At 69.5% G+C, this 12,692-nt stretch carries 10 protein-coding genes and 3 pseudogenes; 8 read left to right on the forward strand and 5 right to left on the reverse strand.

Annotated features, from left to right (window positions below; translation table 11 throughout):
- Window positions 1–96 precede the first annotated feature (96 nt).
- Both IE106_RS29385 and IE106_RS30775 read left to right on the forward strand, forming a co-directional pair.
- On the forward strand, window positions 97–1,785 hold the full coding sequence (locus IE106_RS29385; RefSeq protein ID WP_189538286.1) for a Helicase associated domain protein: 1,689 nt from the start codon (window positions 97–99) through the stop codon (window positions 1,783–1,785).
- Window positions 1,776–1,907, forward strand: a complete 132-nt coding sequence (locus IE106_RS30775; protein WP_268255347.1) for a hypothetical protein — start codon at window positions 1,776–1,778, stop codon at window positions 1,905–1,907. The genes IE106_RS29385 and IE106_RS30775 overlap by 10 nt, the downstream gene beginning before the upstream one ends.
- Window positions 1,908–2,798: 891 nt before the next feature.
- On the opposite strand, the gene IE106_RS29390 is transcribed toward IE106_RS30775, so the two are convergent.
- Window positions 2,799–3,122: a hypothetical protein gene (locus IE106_RS29390; protein ID WP_189538287.1), complete on the reverse strand. Its 324-nt coding sequence runs from the start codon at window positions 3,120–3,122 to the stop codon at window positions 2,799–2,801.
- A gap of 3 nt (window positions 3,123–3,125) precedes the next feature.
- Here IE106_RS29390 and IE106_RS29395 point away from each other — a divergent pair, with 3 nt between their 5' ends.
- Window positions 3,126–3,371, forward strand: coding sequence for a hypothetical protein (locus IE106_RS29395; RefSeq protein ID WP_189538288.1), 246 nt, complete (start codon window positions 3,126–3,128; stop codon window positions 3,369–3,371).
- A 113-nt stretch (window positions 3,372–3,484) separates the two neighbouring features.
- Window positions 3,485–3,877, forward strand: a complete 393-nt coding sequence (locus IE106_RS29400) for a hypothetical protein (protein ID WP_189538289.1) — start codon at window positions 3,485–3,487, stop codon at window positions 3,875–3,877.
- Window positions 3,878–4,558: 681 nt separating this feature from the next.
- Here IE106_RS29400 and IE106_RS29405 read toward each other — a convergent pair.
- On the reverse strand, window positions 4,559–5,698 hold the full coding sequence (locus IE106_RS29405; protein WP_189538290.1) for a PucR family transcriptional regulator: 1,140 nt from the start codon (window positions 5,696–5,698) through the stop codon (window positions 4,559–4,561).
- 132 nt (window positions 5,699–5,830) lie between these two features.
- Here IE106_RS29405 and IE106_RS29410 point away from each other — a divergent pair, with 132 nt between their 5' ends.
- The gene (locus tag IE106_RS29410) at window positions 5,831–6,841 is read left to right on the forward strand and encodes a ferredoxin reductase (protein ID WP_189538307.1); all 1,011 of its coding nucleotides are present in this window, start codon (window positions 5,831–5,833) and stop codon (window positions 6,839–6,841) included.
- A gap of 7 nt (window positions 6,842–6,848) precedes the next feature.
- Complete coding sequence (locus tag IE106_RS29415) at window positions 6,849–7,967, forward strand: fatty acid desaturase family protein (protein ID WP_189538291.1); 1,119 nt, start codon at window positions 6,849–6,851, stop codon at window positions 7,965–7,967.
- Window positions 7,968–8,417: 450 nt separating this feature from the next.
- Here the strand turns inward: IE106_RS29415 and IE106_RS29420 are convergent.
- A pseudogene (locus IE106_RS29420) lies at window positions 8,418–9,189 on the reverse strand (transposase family protein); the annotation flags it as partial.
- 126 nt (window positions 9,190–9,315) lie between these two features.
- On the opposite strand from IE106_RS29420, the gene IE106_RS29425 reads away from it, so the two are divergent.
- Together IE106_RS29425 and IE106_RS29430 are read left to right on the forward strand one after the other, a co-directional pair.
- Complete coding sequence (locus IE106_RS29425; RefSeq protein WP_189538292.1) at window positions 9,316–9,732, forward strand: DUF5958 family protein; 417 nt, start codon at window positions 9,316–9,318, stop codon at window positions 9,730–9,732.
- 93 nt (window positions 9,733–9,825) lie between these two features.
- Window positions 9,826–10,380, forward strand: a pseudogene (locus IE106_RS29430) (IS701 family transposase); the annotation flags it as partial.
- 1,145 nt (window positions 10,381–11,525) lie between these two features.
- Here the strand turns inward: IE106_RS29430 and IE106_RS29435 are convergent.
- Both IE106_RS29435 and IE106_RS29440 read right to left on the reverse strand, forming a co-directional pair.
- Window positions 11,526–12,149, reverse strand: a complete 624-nt coding sequence (locus tag IE106_RS29435; RefSeq protein ID WP_189538293.1) for a DUF4352 domain-containing protein — start codon at window positions 12,147–12,149, stop codon at window positions 11,526–11,528.
- Window positions 12,150–12,413: 264 nt separating this feature from the next.
- A pseudogene (locus IE106_RS29440) lies at window positions 12,414–12,602 on the reverse strand (transposase family protein); the annotation flags it as partial.
- Window positions 12,603–12,692: the final 90 nt, after the last annotated feature.

Here is a 12,692-nt window from a genome sequence, read left to right on the forward strand (position 1 = left end):
GCATCGGCCTGACATGCCGTCACTGACACCCACCCACTGACACCAAACCGGCACATCGCACGTGGGGCGCGGCTCGCCGCGCTGCAGACGGCCCTGGTGAAGGCGTCGGCGGAGGAGGGCTTTAGGCGCACGCTCGTCTTCCACCATGTCGTCAAGGAAGCCGAAGCCTTCGCGGCCGGCCTCCCGGACGTCGCCGCGCAGCTGCACGCCTCCGACCCCGAGCTGTACCCGAGGACGATCTGGGCCGGCTGGCTGTGCGGCGATCACAAGCCGCTCCACCGGCGCCGGCTCCTTGGGGAGTTCGCTGCCGGGATCGCCACGGACGGCACCGTGGTGGAGAAGTGCTTCTTGTCCTCGGTGAAGGTCCTGGGCGAGGGCGTCGACACCAAGAACTGTGACTCCGTGTACTGGGCGGACGTGCGCGGCTCGATGCCGGACCTGGTCCAGGCCGTAGGGCGGGCGCTGCGGATGCAGCCGGGCGAGGGCAAGGTGGCCTCGCTCGTGGTGCCGGTGCTGCTCGGGGCCGGGGAGACGGTGGACAACATGCTGACCTCGCGGGCGTTCGGCGGGCTGGCCAAGCTGCTGGAGGCGTTGCGGGCGCACGACGCGCGGATCATGGAGAGGCTCGCGGAGCAGCAGGCCCCGAGCCGCTGCAAACCCGTAGCCAAGGACGAGAGTGGGAAGAGCCCCGGTGGGAGCGGCGAGGGCTCCGGAGGCGTCAGCGGCCTCGCCAGGGCCCTGCTGAAGTTCTCCACGCCGCGCGACCCGGCCGCGCTCGCGGCGTTCGTCAACCTGCGGGTCCTCAACCCGGAACACGAGCACTGGCGGCGCGGGGTGGAGGCCGCCGTCATCTACAACCGGCTGCACGGCGACCTTCGCGTACCGTTCACGTTCCGCGTGCCGGCCGTCGACGCCCGGGAGGCGGAAGGCGAGGGATGGCCGGCCTCGCTCGCCGGGTTCCCACTCGGGCAGTGGACCACCGACGCACGCCGGTTCCACGCCCGCGGCCGCCTGGGCGCCGACCGCGTCGCCCAGCTGGAGAAGCTCGGCATGATCTGGAGCCATTTCGACGTCGCGTGGGAGGAGGGCCTGTCCGCCGCCCGCGGGTGGGCCGCCGAACACGGACACCTCCTGGCCCCGCTGGACGCCACCTACCAGGGCTACCGGGTGGGCATTTTTTTGAAGAACGCGCGGGCCGCCGCCCGGAAGGCCGCCGAGATCGAGCAGCGGCGTGCCGAGGGACTGCCCGTGGAGTCGGTGGCCGGGGCGCTGTCGGAGGCGCGGCGCGAGCAGCTGGAGGACATCGACCCGTCCTGGTGCCCGGCCTGGCCGGTGACGTGGCAGCGGTGCTTCCACCTCGTGCGGATGCACTTGGACGCCGGTGAGGCGCTGCCCACCGAGGCGGGCGACGTCCTGCGCCAGGGCGAGGACCTCGGGCGGTGGGTGTGCTCCGTCCGGCTCGGCTGGGACCGGCTCACCACTGTGCAGCAGTGGATGTGCGAACACGTCCTCGGCATCACACCCGCCGACGAGGACGAGAAACCACGCCCGCGCCGCACGCAGGCCGACAAATGGGCCATGAATTACGCCGCCGCCCGCCAGTTCTACGAACGCGAAGGGCACCTTCGGGTCCCCAGGAAGTGGGTCGAACGGATCATCGACGAGGACCGGGAGGAGCGGGAGCACAAGCTGGGGGCCTGGATCAGCAACCAGCGCTCCCGGGCGGCGACGCTGACACCGGAACGGATCGAGCTGCTGTCCGCCATCGGGATGCGGTGGTCCTGATGGTGGGCGTCGTCGTCACCGCGGTCGCCGCACTCGCGGCCGGCTATCTGCTCGGGCGGCTGCGCCCGTGGCAGCGGCTGGGCGACTGGGCGACCGACCAGGCCCGCCACGCCGGAGCGTAGGTCCGGGGCGGCGCGGGGCGTCAGGCCGTCGTCGTCCTGGCCCACGCCGTCACCGCGGCGCGCACCAGCCGGCGCATCATGCGCGCCCCCACCACCGAGACCCGAGCGCCGACGCCCGTACGGGGCCCGGACCGGGTCGCCAACCGCTCCCGGGGAGAGCACGAGTAGAGGGTAGGTCTTCGACTCCCTTACTGGCGTTCGTCCCGCTGGAGGACTTCGACAGTGCAAGGCCCGGACCAGGCGTCCGGGCCTTCGTCGTACCCCGGGATCTTTCTTCCCGGTCGCTGCTGTCCGGGTCCTGGCCTGCGGCCCTACGGGGTGAAGGAGCCGTGCCCGCCAGGACGAGACGCAAACACCTGAGTCCTGTCACTGTCCGCCTGCCATGTCGAACTCACTCCGGAGGCGCTCCCGATGACCACCCGTCAGACGCCCGGGGCAACACCCGCGCCGATCGCCGCTACGCTGAGCACGCCACCCTGGGCCAGGGCTACGACCCCACAGGGACGCTCTCACGCAGAGAGCCGCAGGACCGCCGACCGCGAAGCGCTCACCATCCCCACGCGGACGACACCACAGCAGGTGTCCGCTGTCCTCGGTTCCTCTGCTCAAGGGAGCAGCATCATGACCCGGGACGACGTTCCCGCGCCCGTACAGCCGCCCGGTCCCGCGCTCGTCCCGCGGCAGCCCGCTGTCGGTGCCGGCCTGACCGCCGCGATAGCCCAGGGGCCGCCCGGGGGGCCGCCCGGTCCATCACGGCCCGGCTGGTGGACAAATTCCTCACCAACCCGCCCGACTGGCTCAGGGCCCTGTGGCACACGCTGCCACGACCCCGGGAGTAGCCGCCACGGCCGGGCAGGACGGTCCTGCCCGGCCGTGCTCTCCGTTTGGGCGTCAGCCGCGGAAGCGGGAGAGCCAGGTGCCGCCGGCCTTCTGCTCGGGCGCGGCCGGGTCGTGCTCCTGGTGCTCGGGCCCGGCCTGCGCGGCTTGGCGTTGGGCGGTGACGGCGCGCTGCTTGCAGTCGTCGCACAGGTGCGGGTGGGTGTCGCGTGGGGCGCCCCGCCCGGCGGGGTCGATGGCCTTCCGCCGTTCGTCGGTGAATCGGGTGCCGCGGTCGGCGCGCACCGGGCGGGGGGCCTCTCGCTCGGCCTTGTGTTGTGCGGCGATCGCGGCTCGCAATTCCGGTTCGGGAAGTTCGGCCAGGCGCTCGATCGCCACCGGATGGTCGGATCGACAGGGAGAGTCGGGGCGGCCGGCGACAACGCGGCCATGGAGTTCTTCTTCAGCCTGGTGCAGAAGAGCGTCCTCGGCCGCAGGAAGGGGGTCACCCGCGAGGAACTGCGGATCGCCGTCGTGACCTGGATCGAGCGGGCCTACCACCGCCGTCGCCGGCAAGCCGTACTCGGCCGACTGACCCTCGTCGGATCCGAGACCGTCATGACCACATCGGCCCTCCGGGCCGCGTGACTCGACCTGTCACTCGAACCTGCATCGGATCCGTCCGGCTCCCGCCTCGGATACCGTGTTCCTCCATGGGATGCCACAACGGATGTGGCGCCCCCACCGGAGGTAGTCAGCGTATGAGTTCAAAGCGCAGCAAGAATCCAGCCCTGCCCGTACTTGACGACGCATTTCGACTCGCGTCGGTCAAGGACGCCGAAGAGTCCACCCGTGACTTGGCAGCGCGGCTGGCCACCACCGAGCTGCGCCGTGTTTCCCACCCGGGCCGGGTCACCTGGGAGCCCACCGATCAAGCCGAGCCCGTCCCGGTCCCGCCGACTGTGGTCGACGGTGACGGGGACCTGTGGCTGCGGGACCGGGGCACTGGCACCTGGACCATGCCCGAGTTCGACCCCAAGGAGTTCCCGGCTCGCTGTGGCGAGGTTTTGACGTGGAACCAGCTTGCCTGCGAGTTCGGCCCGCTTACCGCGCTGGCCGACGACCGCCGCATCGGCGGCGGCCGGCGTCGCTGACCGCGCAGCCTTCGCGCGGATCATCGTGTCGAACAGGCCTCTGGATGGCCCTCGGGTCCGGCGTTCGCAGCCGGCAGCGAGGCGGCTTGGCCGGCGAGGACCGTGACCACGCCGGCCGCCCCCTACCGGGCCGCGGACCTCGATTCAGTTTGCGTACGGCGTCGTCGATGCGGTCCATGGCCTCCTCGCCCTGGAGGAACAACCCGAGCCGGTCGGCGAGGAACATCCGGACGACCACCACACCGTCGGCCTCCTCGTGGGCCTTCTCGAGGGTGAGGGGTTTGCCGGTGGTGTGCCGGATGGAGGCACCGCTGTAGACGCGGGTGAGGGCGGCAGCGTCGTCGAGCACCAGGGCGCGGCGCGCAGGGTCACCATGCGGTGGTCAGCTCCTTCCCCGTGGAGCGGTCGCCGGGATCGGGGCGAGGTACGTGGTGATGGTGTCCTCGAAGCTCGGGGAACGGCCACGGCCAGAGGTCGCGCAGCGCTGTGATGGTGTCCTTGGCGATGGCTGCCGGCCTCTCCAGCCGGGCAAGGGCGCCGTCGTAGGCGACGGGGCGGTGGCCGGTCCGGCACCAGAACAGGCAGGCGCCCGGGCTCCGGATGTCAGCGGCGCGGCGGACATCGACGGCGACGGCGCGGGCGGTGCCGGTGAGCGGCAGGGCGATCTGGTCGATGTACGTGTCAGCTGGCCCGAAGACCGAGCGCCATCGTCAGTTCAAGGACCCGGTGTGGTGATGCGAGGTCCGGAAACAGCTCTCGCAGCTGCTGCATCCGGTAGCGGACCGTCTGGGGGTGGACGAACAGCGCCGCCGCCGCCTCGTCCCGCCGGCCCTGGTGCAGCAGCCACGCCCGCAGCGTGTCCTCCAGCCGCCGTGCGGTCGCGACCGGCAAGGTGCGCAATGGTGCGAGGGCTCGGGCACGCAGGTCTGCGAACGCGTCCATGTCGGCACTCAGCACCAGCTCGGGCAGGTGGTCCTCGGTGTCGCGAATATCGCCGGAGAGAGAGCGTGCGCGTACGGCTCGTGCGTACGAAGCGGACGCACGAGTCCATGGCCGGGCCGGACCGACCACAGCGCTACGGTCAGCGAGCTGCCGCAAGAGATGTGATCGGTCGGCATCGGGGACGAGCAGCACACCGGTGGCATCCGGCAAATCGTCCAGGACGAGGGTGCTGGGGTCGAGCGTGCGGTAGGCCGGCCGGGTCTGAGCAGCAGGCAACAAAACAACAGTCAGCGAAGTCGGAGGCTGCCACCCGGCCTGTTGAGCGGAGGCCAGCAGCACGTCCGGGCTCGCGCCGGCGAGGAGGTCGCGAGCCAGGTGTTCCAGGTGGCGCTCATGGGCTCTGCCCTGGGCGGCCAGTTCGTCGGCGTGGCCCGCGGCGCTCGCGGCGGAGAGCTCGTCGATGTAGGCGAAGGTCAGCTCGGCGAACTTGGCGACCTGTGCGGCGGGCAGACCTGCGGGTACGGCACCGGCTGCCAGGCACCGCCAGGCTACGCGGGCGCCGACGCGGTAGGCGCTGAGCAGGGCGTCCATCGAACGGCCGTCGCGGACCTCGCCGCGGCCCAGCTCGTAGGCTGCGTCACCGGCGTCGCCGCCTGTGGCGTTCCCGCTCGCGAGGTCCAGGTAGTGCCCCAGGGCGGTGCGGACGGCTCGGCGGATGGTGGCGCCCATGTGGCCCGAGAGGGCGTTGGCGTAAGGAGGGACCTCGTCGATGATCGCCTGGACGACCTCGTCGGCGGTGGTCTTCAGCGCGGCCCGAAGTGCGGTGACCGTCGTCTCGTCCAGGGCCAGTTCGCTGGCCCTCCGAATTGCATGGCTCACGATTTTGTTTCCTGCGAACAATTCAGTCGATTAGTTTTACATCTTGCGGTCAAGACTTTACGCCTTGAGGCGCATCAGTCTGGAGTCATGACGAGTGCAGCCCTTCGCAGCAGGGCGTGGAAACTGTTGGAGATGGTGACGACGCCGCTGCTGCCGTCGGACTATCTCGACCTGGTCAGCCCGCTGCGTGCGGGTGCTGACCTGCGTGGGCGCATCGAGGCCGTGCAGCCCGAGACGGGGGACGCCGCGACTGTCGTGATCAGGCCGGGGCGGGGCTGGCGCGGCCACACAGCCGGTCAGTACGTGCGGATCGGGGTCGACGTCGATGGGGTGCGCCTGTGGCGTGCCTACTCCGTCACTTCGCCGACGAACCGCCAGGACGGCCGCGTCACGATCACCGTGAAGGCGATCCCGGGTGGCAAGGTCAGCAACCACCTGGTCCGCAGGGCGAGACCGGGCACGCTGATCCAGCTCGACCAGCCGACCGGTGACTTCGTGCTGCCGCAGGCCAAGCCCGCCAAGGTGCTCTACCTGACGGCCGGCAGCGGCATCACTCCCGTGATGGGCATGCTGCGCGACACCGAGTTCGACGATGTCGTCATGGTCCACTGCGCGCCACAGCCGCAAGATGTGATCTTCCGCAAGGAACTGCACGACCTGGTCGCGGCCGGGAAGCTGCGTCTCACCGAGGTGCACACCGACACGGACGGCACGCTCGACATCGCCCGGCTCGACGAACTCGTGCCCGACTGGGCCGAGCGCGAGACCTGGGCGTGCGGGCCTGCGGGCCTGCTCGACGCCGCCGAAGAGCACTGGAGCGAGCACGGCGTACCAGAGCGCCTGCACACCGAACGCTTCCGCCCCAGCATCGTCGTCGCGGGCGACGGCGGCGAGGTCACGTTCAGCGCCAGCGGCAAGGCCGTCGACGCGGACGGCGCCACGCCGTTGCTGGACATCGGCGAGGAGGCCGGCGTGCTCATGCCCTCCGGGTGCCGCATGGGCATCTGCTTCGGCTGCGTCACGCCGCTCAAGGCCGGCGCCGTCCGCGACCTGCGCACCGGCGAGATCACCGAAGCCGAGCCGGGCGTCCTCATCCAGACCTGCGTGTCCGCCGCGGCGGGCCCCTGCGACATCGAACGGTAGGAGCAACTTGACCGCTATCGACCCCACCGCCCACCTGACCGCGGAGCAGATCGAGGAGCTTGGCCGCGAGCTGGATGCCATCCGCGACGAGGTGATCGCCGACCGCGGCGAGAAGGACGCCGCCTACATCCGCAAGGTCATCTCGGCGCAGCGCAAGCTCGAGCTGGCCAGCAGGGGCGTGCTGCTGTTCTCGATCTTCCCGCCCGCGTGGTTGCTCGGTACCGCCGGTCTGTCCATGGCGAAGATCATGGACAACATGGAGATCGGCCACAACATCCTGCACGGCCAGTGGGACTGGATGCGGGACCCGAAGATCCACTCCACCACCTGGGAATGGGATCACGTCTCGCCGGCCGACCAGTGGAAGCACTCGCACAACGAGCTGCACCACACGTACACCAACGTCATCGGCAAGGACAACGACCTCGGCTACGGCATCATGCGCGTCGACGAGGACCAGAAGTGGCACCCGTTCCACCTCGGCCAACCGCTGTGGAACTTCATCAACGCATGCTTCTTCGAGTACGGCATCGCCGCGTACGACCTGGAGCTGGGCAAGAACCTGCACAAGCGCCGCCGCAAGAACCCCGAGTTCCGCACGCGGGCCAAGGCCGTGGGCCGCAAGATCCGCAAGCAGGTACTCAAGGACTACGTGATCCACCCGCTGCTGTCGGGCCCGTCGTTCCTCCCCACGCTCGCCGCCACGTTCACCGCGAACCTGGTCCGCAACCTCTGGACCCACTCAGTGATCATGTGCGGGCACTTCCCCGAGGGCGTCCAGGTCTTCGAGCGCCGGTCGATCAAGGGCGAGACGCGTGGCCAGTGGTACCTGCGCCAGATGATGGGCTCGGCAAACATCAGCGGCAGCAAGGCCATGCACTTCATGACCGGTAACCTGTCGCACCAGATCGAGCACCACCTGTTTCCCGACCTGCCGAGCAACCGGTACGCCGAGGTCGCGGTGAAGGTGCGCGCGCTGTTCGAGAAGTATGAGCTGGAGTACGTCACCGGGCCGCTGCCCAAGCAGGTGTTCTCCGCGTGGCGCAAGGTCTTCCGGCTCTCGCTGCCGAACAAGAAGCCCAAGGTCGAGACGCCGGACCTCGAGCAGGAGCTCGTCGCGGCCTGATTCCCGGTACCGGTTCAGATCTTTCGGCCGGCCCCGGCGGCACCGCCCGGGCCGGTGAGTTGCGGTGGAAGAGGTCTGCGCCTGCCCACCGGCGCCTTCCTGCGGGCACGGGGGTGGCGGGTCTGCCTTGGCCACCGGCGGTTCGGGATCAGGATTCGAGGACGAGCAGCACGCGTGGTGCGTTGAGCAGATCTTCAGGGACGGTGGCGGTGCCGGTCAGGGGCATCAGGTGCCCGTTGGCGCAGTCGCGGGCTGCTGATGGTCGATCTCCCAGTCCCAGCCGGCCGGAATCGAGAGGGAACCGGTGGCGTAGAGAGGTCCGCGGCAGGAGCGACACCAGTAGAACGACCACCCCCTCGTTCGGGGGCGCCACGACTTCGACCGCGGACGCTGGACGCTGTCCCGTAAACACTCTGGATCATGCTGGTTGACCTGCTCGTTTGCCTGCCATCCGGTGAGGGTGAGGTGGTGCAGGCGAGGAATGCCGAGCATGGCGTGGCGGTCGCCTTCGCCTCCGAGGCGGCCATCACGCAGGATCTTCCAGCTCTTCATGCGGGCGCAGGTGTGCTCGACGCGGACGCGGACCTTGCGGTGGGAGGCGTTGTGCTCCTCCTTCCAGGACGGCAGTTCCTCGTCCCTGTGCCGGCGGTAGTGCGGGATGGTCAGGCCGGTGCCCCGGTAGCCGCCGTCGGCGATCACCGCAGGGGTGGTACCGACGGCGGTCTTCGCGCCGGACTCCTCCCAGGCCCGCCAGTCGTCACGGTTGCCGGGCAACGGCTCGCCGACGGCGACGACCAAGCAGGGACCGGCGTCGATGACGACCTGGTGGCTGGTGGAGTGGCGGTAGATCTTGCCGGAGGCGGCCACGGACCGGTCACGGGTGGAGACCGGCGTGCCGTCCACGATGAGCACGGTGTCCTTGGCGAACCGCCACCGGAGCTGGAGCGCGAGAGCCGGTCCGAGGCGGTCGACGATCCGGTCGGCCGTTGACTTCGAGACGCCGAACAGCGGGGCGAGTCGGCGCAGGGTGAGGTTGGTGCGCCAGTACGCGGCCACCAGCAGCACCCGGTCCTCCAACGACAGCGACCACGGCCGGCCCTTGCGCACCCGGATCGGCTCCCTCGCGCCGCAGCGCGGTGATCAGCTTGTTGAACTGCCGCGGGCTCAGCCCGGTGAACGGACCTGCCCACGAGAGCTCGGACGCCGTGATCACACCAGCCACGACAAGATCATCTCAACCCTGGCCAGCAGTTACGGGACAGCCTCTAGTACTCCAGTACGACTTCGTGATCTGGTTCGATGACCTTGCGGGGATAGGCAGCCAGGCTTGTTGTGGAGATGGGGCGGGATGGACGGACGCGCGGTCGTTCTGAACGAGTTGGCACAAGGCATCCGTCCGCTTGCCCAGGGCGTCGACTGGTTCGAGGGCCTCGCCGACACTGAGCAGTTCGAAGTCCTGCGCGACCTGGCCGGATTCTGCATCCAGGCCCGTGCAACCAGCGAGGACGGGCCGGAGAGCATCCGCAGAGCTGGTATCCGGCCCACCCACACCCCGGCCGTGCTGGTCACGCGCGGACGCCTCATCGAGCAACTAACAAAGATCATCAACCTTCCGCAGGACGAGCGGGTCAAGGCATTCCGGCTGCTGGTCGCACTTCTTGGCGTCTCTGATGATCGACGGCGGCTCCGCTTCTGTGCCGACGGGTGCGGGCATGCCTGGCACCACCTGAGGACTGGAGCGGGCACCGCAACGGCCACCGCGTGATCATCAGGGGTGGTGTGGACTCCTGAAGATCGTGCGATGGCAGTGGGCCGCAGCATAGACGCCGCCCGTTGGCGGGCAATGTTCGACCAGGCCATGGCCCGGATCGCGGGCCGGTTCAGGCGGGTTGAACCGCGCGCCACTACCCGTGCGTTCGTGCTCGGGTTGCTGTCCGGCGTCGAGCGGAAGAATTGCTGGCGGCTGGCCGAGCAGGCCGACCACGCCCGTCCCGGGCCGATGCAGCGGCTACTGCGAACCGCCCGCTGGGACGCCGACGCCCTCCGCGACGACGTGCGCACCTACGTCCACGAGCACCTCGGCACCGACAACGCCGTGCTGATCGTCGACGAGACAGGCTTCCTCAAGAAGGGCGCCGCCTCGGCGGGCGTGCAGCGGCAGTACACCGGCACCGCAGGGCGGATCGAGAACAGCCAGGTCGGTGTCTTCCTTGCCTACGCCTCCAGCAGAAGACGGGCGTTGATCGACCGCCGGCTCTACCTGCCCGACACGTCCTGGTCCCGGGACCTCGAGCGCCGCACCCGTGCCGGGGTGCCCGAGCATGTGGAGTTCGCGACCAAGCCCAAGCTGGCCGGGCAGATGATCGTGGCCGCACTGGACGCCGGCATCAACACATCCCGGGTGACCGGCGATGGGGGTCACCCATGCGGGCACTCCCGCTCCCAGGGTGATCCCGATGCTCCGCTTGCCGACCAGGCCGTTGCGCTTCTTCACCATGAGCCAGATCGTCGCGTTCTCAAGGTTCGAGTTCAGCTGGATGTCCGGTTCGACGGTGAGCGTGCCGATGCGCCAGCACCGTCCGACCAACCATGATCGCCACACCCGGATCCTGCCGCCTGCCAGGCCCGACGCCTCACCCGCTATCACGCACCAACTTGTAAGCAACGGAACCGACGGCCGAGGCCCGGGGGCCCGGGGACGTCGTCCGCACCGACGACGGACCGGTGCGGCGAGACGGCCGGCCGTCGCCTTCGGCGGTGTGGGGCAGCGACCGACGACGACAGGGCGAGATGGGCGGACACCACGGACAACGACGGCCGACGGCCGACGGCGAGCCGGAGCCCCGGTCGACGACGAGGCCGGGGCCCTGCAGCGGTCAGCCGGGAGGCGTAAGCCGTACAGACGAGCGTCGGCGCCAGGAACGAGGCGGTGACGGAAGCGCCGGAACGGCAGCCGAGGACGGGGAGACGAGGCAGCGGGGTGACGGAGCGGGATGCCGCACAGGGGTCGACGGCGTGGTGATGGTCGACGGGCGAGCACCGGTGGCCGGGACGGTCGAACACCACCCCCGGCGACATCCGACGACAGAGCGGCGAAACGGTGTCGAAGCGGCGGTCGACGACAGCGACGAGCGAAGCGGCCGTACAGCACCCGGCCAGAAGATGGCGATCGTACGGACGAGCGCCGACGACAGGCCGACGGGGAGCGGCCCGGCGGTACTGCTCTCAGAACGCTGGGCACCGGGCCTGACCCGCACACTCCCTACCGGCACGGACTGCTCGCGATCCTAGCCACAGATGCCCCCATACGTGTGCCAAGGTCGACCGGCCTCACGCTCAACGGCCGTCACCCGGCGCGCAGCGGCGCCGGACGGGGTGCGGCTGAGTACGGGCCTCGCAGCTGATGCTCGTTACCGGCAGCGCAGGGCGAACGCGATGTCGGGCGGGGCGGTACAGCTGCTTCGCTCGCGGTCGGCGAGTAACGGCTCTTCAGCTTGTTGGAGGTGAACAGCTACGACGAGAAGCTGGAGATCGACTTCGATCACGTGGAGCCGACGCTCACGCCTCTCCGCCTGAGCCGGCCGTGGGCAGCGTGATGCTGAACGCTGGTGCGTCACTGTTCGCACTGTCCCAGTACGTCAGCGTCCCACCCTTGCGAGCGACGTCCAGGACGATACTACCCGTCACTGATTGCCCCGGCTTGTACTCCGTGTCGAGTTCCGGCCCGTCAAGGAGGTGCAGCGTCGTCGCGTCCTGTGCGGCCGTCTGCTCGTCCTCCCACTTGATTGCGCCGTAGCTCGTGAAGTCGCCGTTCGCCTTGCCGACGTTTGTGATCGCCAAGGTGAGGCGGACGAACTGTCCGTTCTCCGCGGGTTCTCCCGAGCCGATGTCGGCAGCATCGACATAGGTCGCCTCCTTGACGGTGACACCGAACGTAGTCACGGCCCTCGGGTTCTCCCCGTACTCGTCCGTCTCGATGTCTGCGAACTGGCTCCTCTGTCCGACCTGCAGTACGGGCCCCGGTGACACGGAGGCCGACGGGGAGGGAGTCGGAGACGCAGCCTGGCTGGCCGCCCTCTTGAGGTCTTCTATGGACACCGTCGGCTCCGACGTTGACGAGCACCCCGTGACGAGCACGCCGGCCAGCAGCAGGCACGAAGCGCCACCCTTGATCTTGTTCATTCCCCACCCCTGTGCAGCGGCACCGTGCCGCATGGGCGCACAGCGTAGGGCACGCCCACAGGAAGCCCACGCCAAGGAGGAAGCCAACGACGGCGATGGCCGGGCGGAAGGACCCGGACGCCGCCAACCGAGCGGTCGGACGGCCAGGCGGGATCGAGATGGCCCCACCGACAACAAGGCGCGGCAGCAGCAGTCGGCGGCAGGACGGCACGACGAGACAGCGGACGACCGGGACGGCCGATCAACGACAATGAGCTCTTTCCATCATCGGCCTGAGCCGGCCAAATGCAGGGTCAGGACGGCTTGGACCAGACTTGTGATGCGGGTGGTCGAGCACCGCGGTTTGCGGAGGAGTCGCCAGGACTTGAGGGTGGCGACGGCCTGCTCGACCAGGGCCCGGATCTTGGCGTGGGACCGGTTGACGGCCTTCTGGCCTTGGGAGAGCGTTTCCCAGACCCACGTTTTCGTCCCACTCTCTGGCCCGGGACTCCCGTCCCGACACCCGAGTTGAGACCGGTCACCAGTGCGCGGGCTGAAGGTGAC

The sequence above is a fragment of the Streptomyces roseolilacinus genome (assembly GCF_014649335.1).
Classification (GTDB): Bacteria; Actinomycetota; Actinomycetes; order Streptomycetales; family Streptomycetaceae; genus Streptomyces; species Streptomyces roseolilacinus.